This is a genomic window from Magnetospirillum sp. ME-1, assembly GCF_002105535.1.
Lineage (GTDB): Bacteria > Pseudomonadota > Alphaproteobacteria > Rhodospirillales > Magnetospirillaceae > Phaeospirillum.
This window is the reverse complement of the sequence record NZ_CP015848.1, coordinates 799,978-819,068: the sequence shown is the minus strand read 5'-3', so window position 1 is coordinate 819,068 and position 19,091 is coordinate 799,978. Positions and strand designations below refer to the sequence as shown.

Sequence of the window (19,091 nt, the reverse complement as noted above, 5' to 3'; positions counted from 1 at the left end):
AGCGGCCACCCCGTGGGGTGGCCGTTTGCTTTTGGGGGCAGGCGGTCTATCCTGTCGTCATGAGCGATCCGACGACCGAACCGGTGGAAATCCGCATCGAGGGCCTGACCAAGGCCTTCGACGGCCATCAGGTGCTGCGCGGTGTCGATCTCGACATCCAATCGGGCGCCTTCGTGGCGGTGGTGGGGGGGTCGGGCTGCGGCAAGAGCGTGCTGCTCAACCATATTCTCGGCCTGATGCAGCCCGATGGCGGCCGCGTGCTGGTGGCCGATCCCGAACGGAACGACGGCACCCTGCTCGACCTCGCCCTTCTCGACGCCGACCGCATGGCCGACATCCACGTCCATTGGGGCGTGGTGTTCCAGCGCAACGCCCTGTTCTCGGGCTCGGTGCTGGACAATATCGGCCTGTGGCTGGAAGAGGTCGGCCATATGGGTCAGGGCGACATCGAGCAGGTGGCGCAGCGGGTCCTGGCGGCGGTGGGGCTGCCCGGCAGCCCCGAGTTTCTGGCCGGAAGGGTGGAATCCCTGTCGGGCGGCATGGCCAAGCGCATCGCCATCGCCCGCGCGCTGGCCATGGAGCCCCGCTGCATGTTCTTCGACGAGCCCACCACCGGCCTGGACCCGGTCACCGCCTCGCAGATACAGGACCTGCTGCTGTCCACCCATGTGGACGAGCGGGACGGCGTGGCGCGGACCACCATCGTGGTCACCCACGACAAGGATCTGCTTTACCGGCTGCGGCCCCGGGTGGTGATGCTGCACGAGGGCCGGGTGTCGTTCGACGGGCCGTTCGAGGATTTCGAGGCCTCGGACTCCCCCATCATCCGCCCCTATTTCGAACTGATGCCGGTGCTGCACCAGCGGGATCACGGCTGATGTCGTCCTATCTGCCGACGCTTCGGCAATTGCGCTATCTGGTGGCGCTGGACGAGCACCGCCATTTCGGCCGGGCGGCCGAGGCTTGTCTTGCCACCCAGAGCACCCTGTCGGCGGGATTGCAGGAACTGGAAAACCTGCTGGGCGTCACCTTGGTGGAACGCACCAAGCGCAAGGTGCTGATGACGCCTTTGGGCGAGGAGGTGGCGGCACGGGGGCGCGAATTGCTGCGGGGCGCCGAGGACATCGCCGATCTGGCCCGCGCCCACGGCAAGCCGCTGTGCGGCCGGCTGCGCCTGGGGGTGATTCCCACCATCGCGCCGTTCCTGCTGCCCCGCGCCCTGCCGGGGCTGCGCCGTCTCTATCCCGACCTGAAGCTCATCCTGCGCGAGGATCTGACGGCAAGGCTGCTGGAGCGCCTGACGTCCGGCGAACTGGATGCGGCGGTTCTCGCCCTGCCCTACGACGCCCCCGAGATGGAGATGGAGGCGCTGTTCACCGATCCCTTCGTCCTGGCCTGTCCCCCCGGCCATCCGCTGGCGGCCCGGGACAGCGTCGGCAGCGCCGATCTGGCCGCTGCCGATCTGCTGTTGCTGGAGGAGGGGCATTGCCTGCGCGACCACGCCCTGGCCGCCTGCTCCCTGCCGGCACCCAGGCGGGGCGAGGGCATGCTGGGAACCTCGCTCGGCACCCTGGTGCAGATGGTGGCCACCGGCATGGGGGTGACCCTGCTGCCCCGGCTGGCGGTGGAGGCGGGCATCCTGACGGGCACCGATCTGGTCACCCGGCCCCTGGTCGGCGGCGGGGCGCGGCTGCTGGGCCTGGCCTGGCGCAAGTCCAGCGCCAGGAAGGACGAGTTCCGCCTGCTGGGGAAGGTCCTGTTCGGGGGGTAGATATCTCCGCCGTCATGCGCGGGCTTGACCCGCGTATCCAGGTGGAGGCCGCAAACCGGCTTTCTGATTGGCGGAGGGGCGTGGATGCCCGGATCAAGTCCGGGCATGACGCGGATCAATCAGTCGAACAGGCTGGAGACCGAGCGCTCCTCGCTGATGCGCGAGATAGACTCGGCCATCAGGGGGGCGATGGTGACCTGGCGGATGTTGCGGGCCGTCTTCACCGCCTCGGTGGCGGGAATGGAATCGGTGATCACCAGTTCTTCCAGCGGCGAGTTGGTGACGCGTTCCACCGCCTTGCCCGACAGCACGCCGTGGGTGACGAAGGCGGCCACCGACACGGCGCCGGCCTTCATCAGCGCCTCGGCGGCGTTGCACAGCGTGCCGGCGGAATCGACGATGTCGTCGACCATGATGCAGCGGCGGCCCTTGACGTCGCCGATGATGTTCATCACCTCGGACACGCCGGCGCGCTCGCGCCGCTTGTCGATGATGGCCAGATCGGCGTCGATGCGGCTGGCGATGGCCCGCGCCCGCACCACGCCGCCCACGTCGGGCGACACCACCATGACGTCGTCGCCCTGGTAGCGGGCGCGGATGTCGTTGGTGAACACCGGGGCGGCATAGAGGTTATCCAGGGGAATGTCGAAGAAGCCCTGGATCTGGCCCGAATGGAGGTCCAGCGTCACCACGCGGTCGGCACCGGCGGTGGTGATCAGGTTGGCCACCAGCTTGGCCGAGATGGGCGAGCGGGGCGACGACTTGCGGTCCTGGCGGGCATAGCCGAAATAGGGGATCACCGCCGTGACGCGCCGGGCCGACCCGCGGCGCAGGGCGTCGAGCGTGACCAGCAGCTCCATCAGGTTGTCGTTGGCGGGATAGCAGGTGGACTGGATGACGAAGACATCCTCGCCACGCACGTTCTCGTGAATTTCGACGAACACCTCGTTGTCCGAGAACCGGCGGATCACCGCCTTGGTGATGGACATGGTGAGATATTCGGCGATCGCTTCCGCGAGGGGCCGGTTGCTGTTGCAGGCGAGGATTTTCATGATGGATACCGCCGGGTTAGCGCGGCTGACGCGCTGACGTGAAACCGGCACCCGTATAACAGCCGGACCCCCGCCCTGTAAACTGGTGGCTATGACCCGCCGATTATTTCTGAGGTATGGCGGCTATGATATCGGCGATGCCCTCGGCTCCACCGGCGGCGATATCGCCGGCCAACGCCCCCCAGGGGCCGGAAAGCCGCCCTTTCGGCAGCGCGCCCTGCTGGGCGGCCTTGCCCAGTTCCTCGCCGGTGCGCGCATCCAGCACGATCCAGGTGACATCCAGGACTTCCTCGCCGGCGCGGCCCGGCACCAGGGCGACGCGCCCCCTGACGATCAGTTCGGCCTCGGCCCCGGCCAGCACCAGGCCCAGGCGCCGGAGCGCGTTGCCCAGCGCCTTGGGCAGGGCGGCATCGCCATCGCCGGGCAGCCCGCCCAGCTTCTCGATCCTGACGGTGGGCACGCGGGGCGGGGCGGCGGCCTCGGCCGCTTCGCCGTGCAGGGCGCCGGCATAGCGGGCCACCAGTTCGTCGGCCAGGCGGTCGATGGTGGCCGGGCCGGCCTTGTCCCAGAGCGCGGCGGGGATGGTCTGGGTGAATTCCGCCGGCGTGTCGCCATCGGGCGCGATCAGGCGCCAGCGCAGGGTCTTGGCGGCGATGGTGGTCTCGGTCGCGGCATCCAGCACCCAGCTGCCGCTGGCGGCGCTGCGGGTCGAGGCGGGGATATCCTGATCCGTCAGGCGCTTGACGATGGCGCGGACCAGGGCTTGGTCGCTGGGCCCGTCGCCCGGCGGGCGCACCACCACGCCACGGGGCCCCGGCGGGGCCACCGCCGCGTTGATGCCGTCGTGGCGGAAGGGCTGGGGTATCTCGCCGCAGGCGGCAAGACTCCAAAGTGTCATCCCGAGGAGCAACGCGACGAGGGATCTCATCCTGGTCCCTCGGGGCCGAACGTCCCGATGCCTTTCAGGCGGAGATCCCTGGCTACGCTCGGGATGACAAGACTGTGGCCTCATCGGTCCAGCATGATCACCGAAATCTGGCGGCCGTAATCGGCCTCGCCCCGCAAGGTGGCGCGGCGATAGCTGAAAAAGCGGGCCTCGTCGCGCAACGTGTCGGCGGGCACGCGGGTCACCTCGTGGACGCCGAGGCGGGACAGCTTGCGCGAGATGTAGCCCGGCAGGTCGAACAGGTGATGGCCGGGCCTGGCCGGCGAGGGGGCGAAGAAGTCGGCGTTCTCGGCGGCCTCGGCCAGGAAGGGGGCGGGGAATTCCGGCCCGACCTCGTAATTGCGATGCCCGATGCAAGGCCCGATGGCGGCGACGATCTTGGGCTTTTTGGCGCCCAGCGCCACCATGGCGGCGACGGTGTTCTCCAGCACGTTTTCCAGCGCCCCCTTCCATCCGGCATGGGCCGCGCCGATGATTCCGCTCTTGCCGTCGGCGAACAGCACGGGGGCGCAATCGGCGGTGAGGATACCCAGCGCCACGCCCGGCTGGTCGGTGACCATGGCGTCGGCCTTCGGCGCGTTGCCCGGCTCCCACGGCGTCTTGACCGTCACCACGTCGCTGGAATGGGTCTGGTAGAGGGTGACCAGCGCCTCTTCCGGCAGGTCCAGCAGCGCCATGGCGCGGCGGCGGTTTTCCTTGACCGCGTCCGGCTTGTCGTTCGATCCCGGTCCGCAATTGAGCGAGGCGTACAGGCCTTCGGACACGCCGCCTTCGCGGGTGAAGAAGCCGTGGCGGATGCGGACGAACTCGTTAAGGGCCGACAGGGTGATCATTCAGGCGGATTCCAGGCCGGGAGGGACGGGCAGGAGGGGGGCGGCGAGCGCCAGGACCTTGAACAGGGTGCCCATTTCCCCGGGATCGATCAAGCGCCGTGCGCCGCGCGCCAGTTCGGCGGCCTGTTCCGGGGTGGCGTTGGTCATCAGCATGCGGGCCCGCTCCTCGATCCCCAAGCCGGCCAGGAAGCGGCCCTGGGGCACCGGGCCGTGGGTTCTGGCAAGGCCGGCGGCGGCCTCGGCCAGGGCCTGGAAATCCACATGGGCGGTGATGTCGGCATGGCCCGGCTGGGACAGTACCGGGTGATGCTTGTGGGCCTTCAAGGCCTGGAGCGAGTCGCCGGCGGCGCTTTTTTCATAGCCGTAATCGATGATCAGGGCGGCGCCGCCCTGATGGGCCAGCCGCCGGGCGATGGCGCGGGCCAGATCGCGGCCCAGGGGGCAGAGCTCGGCCAGGGCGCCGTCGGGGGCGCCCCGCACGGCAGGGGCCAGGGGCGGCTCGGCCACGACGGGGCCAAGGGCGAAGGTGAAGGTTCCGGCCTCGTCCAGGTCCACCATCCGCTCGTGCCAAAGGCCATCGGCCTTTTCCAGCTGGCGGATGGGCAGGGCGTCGAACAGCTCGTTGGCCACCAGGAGCAGCGGGCCGTCGGGCAGATCCTCGAAACGCCGGTGCCAGGTGACGTTGCGCCCCGTCAGGGTCTGGCGCTGGCGGTTGGCCAGCGCCGGGCTGGTCTCCACCAGATGCACCTCCAGCGCCTTGGCAAAGGGGGGAAGGGCGGCCGCCGCGCGCAGCAGGTCGGCCATCAGGGTGCCGCGTCCCGGCCCCATCTCGGCCAGCACCACCCGTTCCGGCGCCCCCATGCTCTGCCAGACCAGGGCGCACCACAGGCCGATCAGCTCGCCGAACATCTGGCTGACTTCCGGCGCGGTGATGAAATCGCCGGCCATGCCGAACGGGTCGCGGCCCATGTAATAGCCGTGCTCGGGGTGGCCCAGCGCCTCGGCCATGAAGGTCTCGACGGAGATCGGTCCCGTCGCCCGAATGCGTTCGGCGAGAATTCCAGTGAGGGTCATTGTTTCAGCCCCTCAAGCGCCGGGCGCGCGCCTCCGCGCGCTTGGCTCCTCCGCTTCCCTCCTCCGCTGCGCTCCGTCGTCGCTTCGGGGCGCTCAACGCGCCCGCGCTCCCTCCGGTCGCTCATGCGGACTTCGGCCCGCGCCGCCACGCCCAGACCAGCAGGCCCAAGCCGACCAGCACCTGGGGAATGGACAGCAGTTGGCCCATGGTGGCGCCGCCCCACAAAAAGCCCAGATGGGCGTCGGGCTGGCGGAAGAATTCGGCCGCAATGCGGCCCAGTCCGTAGCCGGCCAGGAACACCCCGGACAGGGCGCCGGCCCGATGGCGGATGTCGGTCAGCTTCCACAGGCCGAACATCACCAGGAACAGCAGCGCGCCTTCCAGCCCGGCTTCGTAAAGCTGGCTGGGATGGCGCGGCAGAGGGCCGCCGCCGGGAAAGACCATGGCCCAGTCCACGTCCATGGCCGGCCGTCCGAACAGCTCGCCGTTGACGAAATTGGCGATGCGGCCGAAGAACAGGCCGATGGGCACGGCGCAGCAGATGACGTCGCCCACCTGGAACAGGTTGCGACCACGGAATTTGGAAAAGGCGATGATGCCGATGATCACGCCCAGCGCGCCGCCGTGGAACGACATGCCGCCCTGCCAGACCATGGGAATCTCCAGCGGATTGGCGAGGTAGTAGAGCGGCTTGTAGAACAGCACGTAGCCCAGCCGTCCGCCCAGCACCACGCCCATGGTGGCCCAGACCAGGAAGTCGTCCACCTCCTCCTCGGTCATGGCGTTAGGTGGGCGCGCCACCAGGAACTTGACGTAGCGCCAGCCCAGCATCAGCCCGGCGATATAGGCCAGGGCGTACCAGCGGATGGCGAAGGGGCCCAGGGACAGCGCGATGGGGTCGATGTTGGGATAGGCCAGCGCGAAGGTCATCAGCGGTAAGGGTCCTGGGCGGCGAGGAAGCGCTTCACATACATCTCGACGCCGTCCTCCAGCGAGGTGAATGGCTTGGAATAGCCGGCGCGGTGCAGGCGCTCCATCTTGGCCTGGGTGAAGTACTGGTACTTGTCCCTGATCTCGATGGGGGTGTCGCGGAACTTGATCTGCGGCTCGCGGCCCACGGCGCGGTAGACGGCGTTCGCCAGATCGAGGAACGAGCGCGCCTTTCCGGTGCCCACGTTGAACAGGCCGCTGACCTTGGGGTTCTCGATCAGCCACATGATCACGTCCACCACGTCGCCCACCCAGATGAAGTCGCGCAGCTGGCCGCCGTCCGGGTATTTGGGATTGTGGGACTTGAACAGCTGATAGGCGGCGTTCTTCTCGGCATGGGGATAGACCTGGGCCACCACGCTCTGCTGGCCGCCCTTGTGGTACTCGTTGGGGCCGTAGACGTTGAAGAACTTGAGGCCCGCCCATTGCGGCGGCTTGCGCGAGCCGGCCCACACCTTGCGCGCCACCCGGCGGTCGAACAGGTGCTTGGACCAGCCATAGGCGTTGAGGGGGCGCAAGCGGGCCAGGTGCTCCATGGTGCCGTCGTCGTCGAAGCCCACCGTGCCGTCGCCATAGGTGGCGGCCGACGAGGCGTAAATGAAGCGCACGTTGTGCAGCGCGCACCACTTCCACAGCGCCAGCGACAGCGAGAAGTTGTTGGCCAGGATCTTGTCGGCGTCGGTCTCGGTGGTGGCCGAGATGGCGCCCATGTGGATCACCATCTCCATGTGCTTGGCGTTGGCTTCCAGGAAGTCGAAGATCTGCTCGGGATGGACGATGTCGGCCAGCTCGCGCTTGGCGATGTTCTGCCATTTGGTGCCCGAGCGCAGGCGGTCGCACACCACCAGCTTGCCCGCCCCCCGCTCCTCGAGGGCCGCCAGGATGTTGGAACCGATGAAGCCGGCTCCGCCGGTGACGAGGATCATGGGGCGCTCCGCGACTGGGAATTGTCCGCGACTCTTATAGGCCGGGACGCATGGCCCCGCAAGTTACCGTCTGATCTTGACCTTCATGCGCTCGACCGCGTCGACCAGACCGGCGCGGATGCCCGGTTCCATGGCCGAGTGGCCGGCGTCGGGGATGATGCGCAGCTCGCAGTTCCGCCAGGCCCGGGCCAGGTCGTCGGCCGAGATGGGCGGGCAGACCATGTCGTAGCGGCCCTGGATGATGGTGGCGGGCAGATGGCGGACCCGATAGAGGTCGTCCAGCAGCTGATTGGGACGCATGAAGCCGTCATGGGCCATGTAATGGGCCTCGATGCGGGCCAGGGCCAGGGTGGAGGGGCCGTCGCCGGTTCCGTTCTCGTCGCGGGGCAGCAGGCGGGCGCAAGCCTCCTCGTAGGTGCACCATTGCCGTGCCGCCGGCATGTGGACCAAGGGGTCGGGATGGTTGAGCCGCTCGAGATAGGAGCGCAGCGGCCGGTCCCGCTCGTCCTCGGGCAGGAAGGTGATGAACTGCCGCCGCGCCTCGGGGAAGAAATGGCCCATGCCGGTCATGAACCACTCGACCTCTTCGGGCCGGAAGAGGAAAACGCCGCGCATGACGAAGCCGGTGCAGCGCTCCGGATAGGTTTCGCCATAGGCCAGCGCCAGGGTGCTGCCCCACGAGCCGCCGAACAGCAGCCAGCGATCCACGCCCAGGTGGTGGCGCAGCGCTTCCATGTCGGCCACCAGATGGGGCGTGGTGTTGGCCTCCACCGAGGCGACGGGCCGCGAGCGGCCGCTGCCCCGCTGGTCGAACAGCACGATGCGCCAGAACGAGGGGTCGAAGAAGCGGCGATAGGTGGGAGCCGTTCCCGCCCCCGGTCCGCCATGGACGAAGACCGCCACCGGGCCGTCGGGATTGCCCGACACCTCCCAGTAAAGGCTGTGGCCGTCACCCACGGCCAGCATGCCCGAGGCGTGGGATTCGAACGGGGCGAACAGCTCCATGAAGGCTCCTCTTTCTCCTGTTTCCAATATGGCATGCGCCACGCCCGCCTGCGAGTGCTTGACGGTGGGTATGGGCAACGCCTAAACCCGCCCTCATGAAAGTGGACGATTTCGACTTCGACCTGCCGCGCGAGATGATCGCCGAGCGCCCCGCCGTTCCCCGGGATTCGGCGCGGCTGCTGCACGTTCCCGCCGGCGGCGGGCTGGTGGACCTGGGCATCCGCGACCTGCCCGGCCTGCTGATGCCCGGCGATGTCCTGGTATTCAACGACACCAGGGTCATTCCCGCCCGTCTGTTCGGGCGTCGTGGGCTGGCGGCGGTCGAGGTGACCCTGCACCAGCGCACCGGCCTGGCTCGATGGAAGGCCTTCGCCCGCCCGGCCAAGAAGCTGCGGTCCGGCGACCGGGTGGATTTCGCCGAGGGGTTCTTCGCGACCGTCGCCGAAAAGGGCGAGATGGGCGAGGTGACGCTGGATTTCGACCGCTCGGGCGAGGATCTGATGGCCGCGCTGGAAGCCCACGGCCGCCTGCCGCTGCCCCCCTATATCCGCCAGGGCGAGGCCGACGAGCGCGACCGCGGCGATTACCAGACCGTCTTCGCCCGCGAGAAGGGGGCGGTGGCGGCGCCCACCGCCGGGCTGCACTTCACCCCGGATTTGCTGGCGGCGCTGGACGCGCGCGGCATCCGTCGCGTCACCGTCACCCTGCATGTGGGGGCGGGAACCTTCCTCCCCGTGAAGGTGGACGACACCGACGATCACCGCATGCATCAGGAGATCGGCGTGGTGACCCCCGAGGCCGCCGCCGCCATCAACGCCGCCAGGGCGGCGGGCGGACGCGTGGTGGCGGTGGGCACCACCTCGGCGCGGCTGCTGGAAAGCGCCGCCGATCCCTTGGGCACGCTTCTTCCCTTTGATGGCGCCACCGACATCTTCATCACGCCCGGGCACGCCTTCCGGCTGGTGGATGTGCTGCTCACCAATTTCCACCTGCCGCGCTCGACCCTGTTCATGCTGGTTTCCGCCCTGTGTGGCCTCCCACGCATGAAGGCAGCCTACGAGCATGCCAAGGCGGCGGGCTACCGCTTCTACTCCTACGGCGATTGCTGCCTGCTGGAACGGACATCCCCATGACCGAATTCTCCTTCGAACTCCTGGCCACCGACGGCGCCGCGCGGCGGGGCCGCGTGCACACCGCCCACGGTCCCATCGACACACCGGCCTTCATGCCGGTGGGCACGGCGGGCACGGTGAAGGCCATGCTGCCCGCTTCGGTGGCCGCCACCGGCGCCCAGATCGTGCTGGGCAACACCTACCACCTGATGCTGCGCCCGGGCGCCGAGCGGGTGGCGCGCCTCGGCGGCCTGCACAAGTTCATGAACTGGCCGGGGCCGATCCTCACCGATTCCGGCGGCTTCCAGGTGATGAGCCTGGCCAAGCTCCGGAAGATGGACGCGGACGGCGTTACCTTCCAGTCCCACCACGACGGGTCGAAGCATCGCCTGACGCCGGAAAGCTCCATGGAAATCCAGCGGCTGCTGGATGCCGACATCACCATGGCCTTCGACGAATGCACGCCCTTTCCCGCCACCCACGAACAGGCGGACGAGAGCATGCGCCTGTCCATGCGCTGGGCGCGCCGCTCCAAGGAGGCCTTCGTGGCGCGTCCGGGTTATGGCCTGTTCGGCATCGTCCAGGGTGGCGTTTACCCGGATCTGCGGGCCGAATCCGCCAAGGCCCTGCTGGAGATCGGCTTCGAGGGCTATGCCGTGGGCGGCCTGGCGGTGGGCGAGGGACAGGAGGCCATGTTCGCCACCCTCGACGTCACCACGCCGCTGCTGCCCAGGGACAAGCCCCGCTACCTGATGGGCGTGGGCCGCCCGTCCGACATCATCGGCGCGGTGGGGCGCGGCATCGACATGTTCGACTGCGTCATGCCGACGCGTTCCGGCCGCACCGCCCAGGCCTTCACCCGGCGCGGCACGGTGAACTTGAGGAACGCCCGGCACCAGGACGATTCCCGGCCGCTGGAAGAGGGCTGCCCCTGCCCGGCCTGCCGCGACCACAGCCGAGCCTATCTCCACCACCTGATCCGGTCCGAGGAGATTTTAGGGCCCATGCTGCTGACCTGGCACAACATCCAGGCCTATCAGACCCTGATGGCCGGATTGCGCGCGGCCATCGCCGAGGGGCGTTTCGCCCAATTCGCGGCCGACGCGGCGGCACTGGAAGAGATGGGGGACATTCCGCCCCTATGAGCGGCCACCTCGCCTATCTGCTGGCCTGGGCCGCCTTCGGCCTGTCCCACAGCGGGCTGGCCGGGCGGCGTCTCGCCGGGCGCTGGTCGCGGATTGTATACAATGTCATCGCCGTCGCCGCCTTTCTGGCCGTGGGGGGAGTGGGAGCCCGGGCGTTGGGGGGAGAGCCCGCCTTCGACCTGCCGCTTTGGGCGAGGCTGGGGCTGGGCACCGTGCACGTGGCCGGCTGGGTGGTGATGCTGCTGTCGGCCCGCTATTACGACCTGGGTCGCCTGGGGGGATTGAGCCAGTTGCGCCATCCCGGCCAGCCGGAGGACGAAGGCCTGCGCCTGGACGGCCCCCATGCCTGGGTGCGCCATCCCCTCTATGCCGGGGCCTTCCTGATCCTGTGGGGCGCGGCGCTCTCGCCCCTGGGGCTTGCCACGGCCATCTGGGGCAGCGTCTATCTGCTGATCGGGACGTATTGCGAGGAGCGGCGCCTGCTGGCCCGTTACGGCGAGGATTACGCCGCCTATCGGACCCAGGTGCCGGCCTTCGTGCCGTGGCGGGGGCGGGTCTGATGAATTGGGCTGCCGCCCAAGCCCGCCTGGAGGCGATGCCTCCAGACCACCCTTTTGATTATCAATAAAAGAGAGGGTTCGGGAGGCATGCCTCCCGATCGGGGGACGGGGCGGAAGCCCCGTAGATCCCTACCGCTTGATGCCGCAGGCCTTGTCGGCGGCGGACAGCGCGTCGGAGAAGCCCGACAGCGGGAAGGCGGCGGCCACGTCGCCTCCCTTGGCCGGGCTGGCGTGCAGGATGGCTTCCTTGCCCTTCTGAAGGGAGGTGACGATGGCCTTGTCGGCCTTGGCATCGTCGGCCCAGGCGCGGTCACCCTTGGTGAACAGCGAGTGCTTCATGGCGCCCACCTGCAACTCGACCTTGGAGTCCTTCTTGAAGCCGTAGACGCCGTTGATGCTGACCTCGTCGCTGCTCTTGGCGCTGGGGCGGTGGGTGACGATCAGGTAGGTGGTGGTGGGCTTGCCCTTCTCGCCGCCGGTGACCTTGCCGGCGGTGGCGGCCAGGTAGCAGGTGGCGGCCTTGCCTTCGGTGTAGGAGAAGGCCTCCCACTCGCCGAACTTGCCCAGGCGCTTGGTGGTGTCGGCGGCGAGGGCCGCGCCGGTGGACGCGAACACGGCGGCGGCGATGACGAGCGAACGGATGATCATGGGCAGGAATCCTCGGCAAACATCTGGAATCTTAATAGCCGTCCAAGACGGGATTGTGAATCGAAAAGGGCCCGGCCTTGCGGCCGAGCCCTTCTGGAACTGTCTCGACGCCGCCGATTAGGGCAGGACGATCTCCACGCGGCGGTTCTGCGGCTCGCGCACGCCGTCGGGGGTCGGGACCATGGGCGACGACTTGCCCTTGGCGACCACGACGATCTGGTCGGCGGGGATGCCGAGCTGGGCCAGCTGCGCCTTGACGGCGGCGCCGCGCTTCTCGGACAGGGCCTGGTTGTACTTGGCGCTGCCCGACAGGTCGGTGTGGGCCGACAGGTCGATACGGGCCGAGCCGGCCGACTTGGCGGCGGCGGCGGCCTGCTGCAGGACGCGGGCGGCTTCCGGGGTGATGGCGGCCTTGTCGAAGTCGAAGAACACGATGTAGTTCTTCTGCACCTGGGCCATGGGCTTGGGCGCCGGGGCCGGAGCCGGGGCGGCGACGGGAGCCGGGGCCGGGGCCGGAGCGGCCTTGGGGGCGTTGAACTTGTAGACGAAGCCCAGCAGCACGCCGTGGTCGCGATACTCGGACTCGGTCTTCACGCCGGCGGCGGTCTTGGTCTCGTAGTCCAGGGTGGCGAAGTAGCGGTACTGGGCCTTCAGCTCGACGTTGTCGGTGAGGTCGTAGCCCACGCCGGCGAAGCCCTGATAGGCGAACTGCCAGTCGCTGCCGTTATAGGCGTCGGCGCCGTTCTTCTTGACCTTGCCGGCGTCCACATAGGCGGTACCGACACCCAGGCCGACGAAGGGATGCCACTTGGACTGGGGCAGGAACTCGTAGACGCCGTTGATCATCGGGGCCAGCGCGGTGGTGCTGCCGCTGCCGGTGGCGCCGCCGACCTTGCTGATGCCGCTGTCGCGGTAGGACAGCTCGCCTTCCACGCGCCACTGGCCGAAGCCGTAGCCCACCACGCCCTGGGTCAGCCAGCCCACATCGGACTCGGACTTGAGGCCGGAGACGCCGGTTCCGCTGTTCTTGGAATCCTGCAGGAACTGGGCGCCGGCGTCGAGGCCCACATACCACTGGGCCTGGGCGGCCACCGGGGCCAGAGTGCCGGCGACGACGGCCGCGGCGAGGAGGGACTTGATGCTGCGCATGGTTTTTACCTTCCCAAAGGGGTGCGAGGCGTTGAGAATCTGCCCCCATATGTACAGCCGGGGGCTGGGGGCGACAAGGCCGGCTCGCCGCACTGCAGCGCTATCCCGGCTGAGTGTTGCAGAAAAGCAACGCTGTTACGCGGAAGTCGTAGCCGGTTCGTCGGGGGGGGCGGATTCGGCCTGGGCCTTGAGACGGGCGAAGGAGCGCAGGCTGAGCGGGATCATGCCGAGATAGGCCGTGCCCAGCACGGACAGGGTCAGCCACGGCTCGGTGACCAGGAAGGCGGCGGCCAGGCCGATGACCAGCAGGATGGGCAGCACCCATTTGTGGGGCACGCGGACCTTCTTGAACGAGAAGGTGGGGATCTTGCTGACCATCAGGAACGACACGCCCAGCAGGAACACCGAGACCACCGCCGGCTGGTCGAAGAAGCCGGCGCCGAACTGGATGGTGAACACCAGCGGCATCAGGACGATGCCGGCCGCCGCCGGGGCGGGGACGCCGGTGAAGAAATTGTAGGCGTAGGGCGGCAGGTCGGGCTCGCCGATCATGGTGTTGAAGCGGGCCAGACGCAGCGCGCAGCACACCGAGAACAGCAGCACCAGCGCCCAGCCGAAGCCGCCGGCGCCCTGCATGGTCCAGAAATACAGCACCATGGCCGGCGCCACGCCGAAGCTGACGAAATCCGAAAGGGAATCCAGTTCGGCGCCGAACTTGGACGTGCCCTGCAGCAGGCGCGCCACCCGGCCGTCGAGGCCGTCCAGGATGGCGGCCAGCACGGTGGAGATCACCGCTTCCTTCCACATGCCGTGAACGGCGAAGCGGATGGACGTCAGCCCGGCGCACAGCGCCAGCATGGTGAGGATGTTGGGAATCAGCTTGTTGATGGACAGCCCCTTGATGCGGGGCGGGCGCTTGGGGCGGAACATCAGCGGATGGCTCCCTCCCGCTGGGCTTCGGCGGAGTCGAGATCGGCCAGCACGGTCTCGCCGGCGATGATGCTTTGCCCCAGGCTGACCAGCGGCTGGACGCCGTCGGGCAGGTAGACGTCGACGCGCGAGCCGAAGCGGATCAGGCCGAAGCGCTGGCCGGCCCGGACCTGCTGGCCTTCCTTCAGGTCGCACTTGATGCGGCGCGCCACCAGTCCGGCGATCTGCACGAAGGCGACCTCGCGGCCGTCGGCGCGGCTCATGCGCACGCTCATGCGCTCGTTGTCGGCGCTGGCCTTGTCCAGGGAGGCGTCGAGGAACTTGCCGGGGCGGTACGAGCACTTGACGACGGTGCCGTCCACCGGGCAGCGGTTGATGTGGACCGAGAACAGGCTCATGAACACCGAAATGCGCATGCGCGGCGCATCGCCCATCTCCAGTTCCGGCGGCGGGGCCGCCATGCCCACCATCTGCACCACGCCGTCGGCGGGGCTGATCACCAGGCCGTCGCGGGTGGGCGTGACGCGGTCGGGGTCGCGGAAGAACCAGGCGCACCAGCAGGTGAGCAGCGCGCCGACCCAGCCCAGCGGCCCCCAGACCTGGCCCAGCAGCAGGGCTCCCAGCGCGAACAGGCCGACGAAGGGCCATCCCTCGCGGTTGATGGGGAACCAGAGATACTTGGTCAGGGAAATCTGCTGAGCCTGCACGCGTCACCTCCCAATGGCCGCCCCCTCCTTTGGTCGGGGCGATGTCCTTGTCTAAGGCCGGCCTTTTGGATTTTCATCCCGGTCGGCGGCATGATACTAGTGTGGAGGAACTCAAGTTCCTACCATGAATTTCGTCGAGGATCGGGCGGCATCGGCATGTCCAAGTCGAATGCGTTTTCTTTGGGCGGCATGTCGTTGCCGTTGGATATCGACGCGGTGCTCGAGGGGGCGGAGGCTCCGCCCCTGGCCCTGGGCGATGGTCCGGTGGCCTTCGATTTCGGCTTCCGCTTCGTCCGCTTCGCCGGCCGTCTGGAACAGGCCGGGTCGGCCGCCGTCCAGCTCAAGCTGGTGGGCGATCTGGGGCCCATGCCCTTCTCGGCGGAATCGCCGGCGGCCCGCGCCGGGCTGGCGCGCATCGTCGATGCCGGCAATTCCGTGCTGGGCGGGGGAAGCTTCCGCATCAACCAGGGGCGCATCCTGCTGGGCGGCGAGTTCGCCATCGCCACGCCGGTCTCGGCGGTCCGGCTGGTTTCGGCGGTGACCCGTTTCCTCGCTCCGGCCATTCCCTACATGGAACTGATCGCCATGTATGTGCGTCCGCCGCTGGCCCCCGCCCGTCCGGGCGAAAGTGCCGTGCGGCCGGAATGGCGCAAGGCGAAGCCCCGGGGACGCTGAATTCCTCGTCATCGTCATCACCGGGCTTGTCCCGGTGATCCACGCGGTGTCGTGGGAACGTCATCCGAAGCATGGGGACAGGCGGCGCGCCATGGATGTCCGGATCAAGTCCGGGCATGACGGAATGCTTTGGGAGCAGGCCTACTTCGCCGGAACGCTGAACACCTGGCCGGGATAGATGAGGTCGGGGTTCCTGATGCTGTCGCGGTTGGCCTCGAAGATCACCGTATAGGCGACGCCCTGGCCGTAAAGCCGCCGGGCGATGCGCCACAGCGAATTGCCTTGCAGCACCGTCACGGTCGAGCCGCCGGTGGGGGCGGCGGTGTCGCCCCGGGTCCACGGGAATTCGACCCGGGCCAGCACCTTGCCCTTGTCGTCCACCTGATCGGCGCGCAGCGTATGGCTGCCCTTGCCCGGCGCCAGGGTCGAGCCCACCCGCCAGTTGCCGTCCGCGTCGGCGGTGGCGCGGCCCAGCAGGCGGTTGTCCATGTAGACGTTGACCTTGGCCCCGGCCGGGGCACGGCCGCTGACCGACATGCGGCCCTTGTCGTCGTGATCGGCCATGTCCAGCGACAGCGCGCCCGGGGCGCCGTTGGCGGGGCCCTGCAGAATGCGGCTGCTGCCGTCGCGGTTGGACTTGATGGCCAAGGCGGGGCCCTGGCCGCGGGGCGGCACCACCAGGACCACGGTTTCGCCGGAATCGGCCTGGCTGCCGTCGGGATTGGCGGCCTTCAGCCTCAATTCCCGCGAGCCGGGGGGCAGCGGGCCGGAGGGGAGGAACACCCACTCGCCGCGCTGGTCGGCGGTGACCTGTCCCAGTTCCTTGCCGCCGTCGATGATGGTGACCCGGGCTCCGGGCTTGGCGCGGCCGGCGATGACCGCGTCGCCGCCGGCATCGATGCGCACCACGTCGAAGGACGGCTCGTTCGCGTCGGCCACGGCGGCAGGGGACGCACCGCCGGGAGGCGGCAGGGTCTGGGTGACCATCTCCCTGGTTTCGTCACGCTGGCTGAGCATGGCCAGCACGATGGCGACGACGGCGACGGCGAGCCCGATCAGGGCGATGAGCGTAGGCCGGTTCAAGGCGCCTCGCGAGGTGGTGGCGGGAGAATTTGCGGTCGCTACCCTAGCTCTAATTTCCCCCAGTGTCACGGGCGGGAATCCATCATTCCGGTGTGTTTCATGGGTTTCGGGTGGGGCCTACCCGCCCGTTTCCCCTCCCAACGAGTAGGATTGAGTCTTGCGTTTGGCGTCTCGAATGCTATCGTCCCGCGTTTGCCGCGTGGCGGGATTTCACGGGCGAACCAAGGCATGGGCTTCCAGCGAAGGGATGAGAAACGATGAGCACCGCGAAAATCATCTGGACCAAGGTTGACGAGGCGCCGGCTCTGGCGACCTATTCCCTGCTTCCCATCGTCCAGGCCTTTACCGGCGCGGCCGGAGTGGCCGTGGAAACCCGCGACATCTCGCTGGCCGGCCGCATCATCGCCAATTTCCCCGAGAACCTGACCCCCGCCCAGAAGATCAAGGACGAACTGGCCGAACTGGGCGAGCTGACGCTCAAGCCCGAAGCCAACATCATCAAGCTGCCCAACATCAGCGCGTCCGTGCCCCAGCTCAAGGCGGCCATCAAGGAGCTGCAGTCCCAGGGCTACAAGATTCCCGATTTTCCCGAGGACCCCAAGACCGATGCCGAGAAGGAGATCAAGGCCCGGTACGGCAAGGTTCTCGGTTCGGCGGTGAACCCGGTCCTGCGCGAGGGCAATTCCGACCGCCGCGCGGCGCTCTCGGTCAAGAATTACGCCAAGAAGAACCCCCACAAGATGGGCGCCTGGGCCGCTTCGTCCCAGTCCCACGTGGCCCACATGAATGCCGGTGACTTCTACGGCAGCGAGAAGTCGGTGACCGTGGCGGACGCCACCACCGTGCGCATCGAGCTGGTGGCCAAGGACGGCTCCACCACCGTGCTGAAGGAAAAGACCGCTCTCAAGGCCGGCGAGGTCATCGACGCCGCCGTGATGAGCGCCAAGGCGCTCCGCGCCTTCTACGCCGAGCAGATCGCCGACGCCAAGTCCCAGCCGGGCCTGCTGCTCTCCCTGCACCTCAAGGCCACCATGATGAAGGTCTCGGACCCCATCATGTTCGGCCATGCGGTCACCGTGTTCTTCAAGGACGTGTTCGAAAAGCACGCCAGCGCCATCAAGGACATCGGCGTCAACGTCAACAACGGCTTCGGCGACCTGCTGGCCAAACTGGACAAGCTGCCCGCCGCCAAGAAGGCCGAGATCGAGGCAGACATCAAGGCCGCCTACGAGAACGGCCCGCCGCTGGCCATGGTCAATTCCGACAAGGGCATCACCAACCTGCACGTGCCGTCCGACGTGATCGTCGACGCCTCCATGCCCGCCATGATCCGCGATTCGGGCCGCATGTGGGGCACCGACGGCAAGCTGCACGACGCCAAGGCCATGATCCCCGACCGCTGCTACGCCCGCATGTATCAGGTGGTCATCGACGACTGCAAGAAGCACGGCGCCTTCGATCCCAAGACCATGGGCAGCGTGCCGAATGTCGGCCTGATGGCCCAGAAGGCCGAGGAATACGGCTCCCACGACAAGACCTTCGAAGTGGCCGCCGACGGCGTGGTCCGCGTGGTCGACGCTGCGGGCAAGGTGCTGCTGGAGCAGAAGGTCGAGGCCGGCGACATCTTCCGCGCCTGCCAGACCAAGGACGCCCCCATTCAGGATTGGGTCAAGCTGGCCGTCACCCGCGCCCGGCTGTCCAACACCCCGGCCATCTTCTGGCTGGACAAGAACCGCGCCCACGACGCCCAGATCATCGCCAAGGTGGAAAAGTACCTGAAGGATCACGACACCACGGGGCTGGACATCTCCATCAAGGCGCCGGAAGAGGCCATCGCCGTCTCGCTGGAGCGTATCCGCAAGGGCCAGGACACCATCTCGGTGACCGGCAACGTGCTGCGCGACTACCTCACCGACCTGTTCCCCATCCTGGAGCTGGGCACAAGCGCCAAGATGCTGTCCATCGTCCCGCTGATGGCGGGCGGCGGCCTGTTCGAGACCGGTGCCGGCGGCTCGGCGCCCAAGCACGTGCAGCAGTTCCAGGAGGAAGGCTATCTGCGCTGGGATTCGCTGGGCGAGTTCCTGGCGCTGGCCGTGTCGCTGGAGCATCTGGCCCAGACCTTCAAGAACCCCAAGGCCCAGGTGCTGGCCGACACCCTGGATCAGGCCAACGGCAAGATCCTGGACAACAATAAGTCCCCCGCCCGCAAGGTGGGCGAGCTGGACAATCGCGGCAGCCACTTCTACCTGGCCATGTACTGGGCCCAGGCCCTGGCCGAGCAGACCAAGGACAAGGAGCTGGCCGCCAAGTTCGCTCCGCTGGCCAAGGCGCTGACCGAGAACGAGGCCAAGATCAACGCCGAGCTGATCGCGGCTCAAGGCAAGCCCGTCGACATGGGCGGCTATTACAGCCCCAACGACGCCAAGACCTCGGCCGCCATGCGGCCCAGCGCCACCCTGAACGCGGCCCTGGCCGCCATCTAAT

The 19,091-nt window shown here is 68.1% G+C and carries 19 protein-coding genes; 7 read left to right on the top strand and 12 right to left on the bottom strand.

Annotated elements, in window-relative coordinates; all coding sequences use genetic code 11:
- The first annotated feature begins 59 nt into the window (after positions 1–59).
- A complete protein-coding gene (locus WV31_RS03720; protein WP_085372326.1) occupies positions 60–878 on the top strand; it encodes an ABC transporter ATP-binding protein in 819 nt (272 codons plus the stop codon).
- Positions 878–1,771 (top strand): hydrogen peroxide-inducible genes activator, encoded by an 894-nt coding sequence (locus WV31_RS03715; RefSeq protein WP_085372325.1) that lies wholly within the window; start codon positions 878–880, stop codon positions 1,769–1,771. Before WV31_RS03720 ends, WV31_RS03715 begins: the two co-directional genes overlap by 1 nt.
- 119 nt (positions 1,772–1,890) lie before the next feature.
- Here WV31_RS03715 and WV31_RS03710 read toward each other — a convergent pair whose 3' ends face one another.
- The 7 genes from WV31_RS03710 to pip all read right to left on the bottom strand — a co-directional run bounded on the left by WV31_RS03710 (position 1,891) and on the right by pip (position 8,598).
- A complete protein-coding gene (locus WV31_RS03710; protein WP_085372324.1) occupies positions 1,891–2,823 on the bottom strand; it encodes a ribose-phosphate pyrophosphokinase in 933 nt (310 codons plus the stop codon).
- Positions 2,824–2,926: 103 nt separating this feature from the next.
- Positions 2,927–3,751, bottom strand: coding sequence for a hypothetical protein (locus tag WV31_RS03705; protein WP_237051478.1), 825 nt, complete (start codon positions 3,749–3,751; stop codon positions 2,927–2,929).
- An 80-nt stretch (positions 3,752–3,831) separates the two neighbouring features.
- Positions 3,832–4,602: a peptidoglycan editing factor PgeF gene (gene pgeF / locus WV31_RS03700; protein ID WP_085372322.1), complete on the bottom strand. Its 771-nt coding sequence runs from the start codon at positions 4,600–4,602 to the stop codon at positions 3,832–3,834.
- On the bottom strand, positions 4,603–5,676 hold the full coding sequence (locus WV31_RS03695; protein ID WP_085372321.1) for a class I SAM-dependent methyltransferase: 1,074 nt from the start codon (positions 5,674–5,676) through the stop codon (positions 4,603–4,605).
- 121 nt (positions 5,677–5,797) lie between these two features.
- Positions 5,798–6,607: a prolipoprotein diacylglyceryl transferase gene (gene lgt, locus WV31_RS03690; RefSeq protein ID WP_085372320.1), complete on the bottom strand. Its 810-nt coding sequence runs from the start codon at positions 6,605–6,607 to the stop codon at positions 5,798–5,800.
- The gene (gene rfaD, locus WV31_RS03685) at positions 6,607–7,593 is read right to left on the bottom strand and encodes an ADP-glyceromanno-heptose 6-epimerase (protein WP_085372319.1); all 987 of its coding nucleotides are present in this window, start codon (positions 7,591–7,593) and stop codon (positions 6,607–6,609) included. Before rfaD ends, lgt begins: the two co-directional genes overlap by 1 nt.
- A 63-nt stretch (positions 7,594–7,656) precedes the next feature.
- On the bottom strand, positions 7,657–8,598 hold the full coding sequence (gene pip / locus WV31_RS03680) for a prolyl aminopeptidase (RefSeq protein WP_085372318.1): 942 nt from the start codon (positions 8,596–8,598) through the stop codon (positions 7,657–7,659).
- A 95-nt stretch (positions 8,599–8,693) separates the two neighbouring features.
- Here pip and queA point away from each other — a divergent pair, with 95 nt between their 5' ends.
- From queA to WV31_RS03665, 3 genes are read left to right on the top strand one after another with little or no spacing between them, the layout of a single operon-like run.
- Positions 8,694–9,731 carry a tRNA preQ1(34) S-adenosylmethionine ribosyltransferase-isomerase QueA gene (gene queA / locus WV31_RS03675; RefSeq protein ID WP_085372317.1) on the top strand — a complete coding sequence of 346 codons (1,038 nt, stop codon included), beginning with the start codon at positions 8,694–8,696 and terminating at the stop codon, positions 9,729–9,731.
- Positions 9,728–10,855 (top strand): tRNA guanosine(34) transglycosylase Tgt, encoded by a 1,128-nt coding sequence (tgt, locus tag WV31_RS03670; RefSeq protein ID WP_085372316.1) that lies wholly within the window; start codon positions 9,728–9,730, stop codon positions 10,853–10,855. Before queA ends, tgt begins: the two co-directional genes overlap by 4 nt.
- Positions 10,852–11,415: a methyltransferase family protein gene (locus tag WV31_RS03665; protein WP_085372315.1), complete on the top strand. Its 564-nt coding sequence runs from the start codon at positions 10,852–10,854 to the stop codon at positions 11,413–11,415. Before tgt ends, WV31_RS03665 begins: the two co-directional genes overlap by 4 nt.
- A gap of 129 nt (positions 11,416–11,544) precedes the next feature.
- Here WV31_RS03665 and WV31_RS03660 read toward each other — a convergent pair whose 3' ends face one another.
- The 4 genes from WV31_RS03660 to WV31_RS03645 all read right to left on the bottom strand — a co-directional run bounded on the left by WV31_RS03660 (position 11,545) and on the right by WV31_RS03645 (position 14,849).
- Positions 11,545–12,063: an invasion associated locus B family protein gene (locus tag WV31_RS03660; RefSeq protein ID WP_085372314.1), complete on the bottom strand. Its 519-nt coding sequence runs from the start codon at positions 12,061–12,063 to the stop codon at positions 11,545–11,547.
- Positions 12,064–12,180: 117 nt separating this feature from the next.
- Complete coding sequence (locus tag WV31_RS03655) at positions 12,181–13,212, bottom strand: OmpA family protein (RefSeq protein WP_085372313.1); 1,032 nt, start codon at positions 13,210–13,212, stop codon at positions 12,181–12,183.
- Positions 13,213–13,347: 135 nt separating this feature from the next.
- Positions 13,348–14,142, bottom strand: coding sequence for a CDP-diacylglycerol--serine O-phosphatidyltransferase (pssA, locus tag WV31_RS03650; protein ID WP_085372312.1), 795 nt, complete (start codon positions 14,140–14,142; stop codon positions 13,348–13,350).
- Positions 14,142–14,849: a phosphatidylserine decarboxylase gene (locus WV31_RS03645; protein WP_237051477.1), complete on the bottom strand. Its 708-nt coding sequence runs from the start codon at positions 14,847–14,849 to the stop codon at positions 14,142–14,144. The genes pssA and WV31_RS03645 overlap by 1 nt, the downstream gene beginning before the upstream one ends.
- Positions 14,850–15,005: 156 nt before the next feature.
- Here WV31_RS03645 and WV31_RS03640 point away from each other — a divergent pair, with 156 nt between their 5' ends.
- Positions 15,006–15,524 carry a hypothetical protein gene (locus WV31_RS03640; RefSeq protein ID WP_085372311.1) on the top strand — a complete coding sequence of 173 codons (519 nt, stop codon included), beginning with the start codon at positions 15,006–15,008 and terminating at the stop codon, positions 15,522–15,524.
- A gap of 141 nt (positions 15,525–15,665) precedes the next feature.
- Here the strand turns inward: WV31_RS03640 and WV31_RS03635 are convergent, their stop codons facing one another.
- Positions 15,666–16,607 (bottom strand): LysM peptidoglycan-binding domain-containing protein, encoded by a 942-nt coding sequence (locus WV31_RS03635; protein WP_085372310.1) that lies wholly within the window; start codon positions 16,605–16,607, stop codon positions 15,666–15,668.
- A gap of 257 nt (positions 16,608–16,864) precedes the next feature.
- Between WV31_RS03635 and WV31_RS03630 the strand changes: the two genes are divergently transcribed.
- Positions 16,865–19,090, top strand: a complete 2,226-nt coding sequence (locus tag WV31_RS03630; protein ID WP_085372309.1) for an NADP-dependent isocitrate dehydrogenase — start codon at positions 16,865–16,867, stop codon at positions 19,088–19,090.
- Position 19,091 lies beyond the last annotated feature (1 nt).

Excerpts from the sequence above, each read along its gene's own strand:
- WV31_RS03720 (WP_085372326.1), top strand. The coding sequence starts at position 60 with ATGAGCGATCCGACGACCGAACCGGTGGAAATCCGCATCGAGGGCCTG.
- WV31_RS03715 (WP_085372325.1), top strand. The coding sequence starts at position 878 with ATGTCGTCCTATCTGCCGACGCTTCGGCAATTGCGCTATCTGGTGGCG.
- WV31_RS03710 (WP_085372324.1), bottom strand. The coding sequence starts at position 2,823 with ATGAAAATCCTCGCCTGCAACAGCAACCGGCCCCTCGCGGAAGCGATC.
- WV31_RS03705 (WP_237051478.1), bottom strand. The coding sequence starts at position 3,751 with ATGAGATCCCTCGTCGCGTTGCTCCTCGGGATGACACTTTGGAGTCTT.
- pgeF (WP_085372322.1), bottom strand. The coding sequence starts at position 4,602 with ATGATCACCCTGTCGGCCCTTAACGAGTTCGTCCGCATCCGCCACGGC.
- WV31_RS03695 (WP_085372321.1), bottom strand. The coding sequence starts at position 5,676 with ATGACCCTCACTGGAATTCTCGCCGAACGCATTCGGGCGACGGGACCG.
- lgt (WP_085372320.1), bottom strand. The coding sequence starts at position 6,607 with ATGACCTTCGCGCTGGCCTATCCCAACATCGACCCCATCGCGCTGTCC.
- rfaD (WP_085372319.1), bottom strand. The coding sequence starts at position 7,593 with ATGATCCTCGTCACCGGCGGAGCCGGCTTCATCGGTTCCAACATCCTG.
- pip (WP_085372318.1), bottom strand. The coding sequence starts at position 8,598 with ATGGAGCTGTTCGCCCCGTTCGAATCCCACGCCTCGGGCATGCTGGCC.
- queA (WP_085372317.1), top strand. The coding sequence starts at position 8,694 with ATGAAAGTGGACGATTTCGACTTCGACCTGCCGCGCGAGATGATCGCC.
- tgt (WP_085372316.1), top strand. The coding sequence starts at position 9,728 with ATGACCGAATTCTCCTTCGAACTCCTGGCCACCGACGGCGCCGCGCGG.
- WV31_RS03665 (WP_085372315.1), top strand. The coding sequence starts at position 10,852 with ATGAGCGGCCACCTCGCCTATCTGCTGGCCTGGGCCGCCTTCGGCCTG.
- WV31_RS03660 (WP_085372314.1), bottom strand. The coding sequence starts at position 12,063 with ATGATCATCCGTTCGCTCGTCATCGCCGCCGCCGTGTTCGCGTCCACC.
- WV31_RS03655 (WP_085372313.1), bottom strand. The coding sequence starts at position 13,212 with ATGCGCAGCATCAAGTCCCTCCTCGCCGCGGCCGTCGTCGCCGGCACT.
- pssA (WP_085372312.1), bottom strand. The coding sequence starts at position 14,142 with ATGTTCCGCCCCAAGCGCCCGCCCCGCATCAAGGGGCTGTCCATCAAC.
- WV31_RS03640 (WP_085372311.1), top strand. The coding sequence starts at position 15,006 with ATGTCCAAGTCGAATGCGTTTTCTTTGGGCGGCATGTCGTTGCCGTTG.
- WV31_RS03630 (WP_085372309.1), top strand. The coding sequence starts at position 16,865 with ATGAGCACCGCGAAAATCATCTGGACCAAGGTTGACGAGGCGCCGGCT.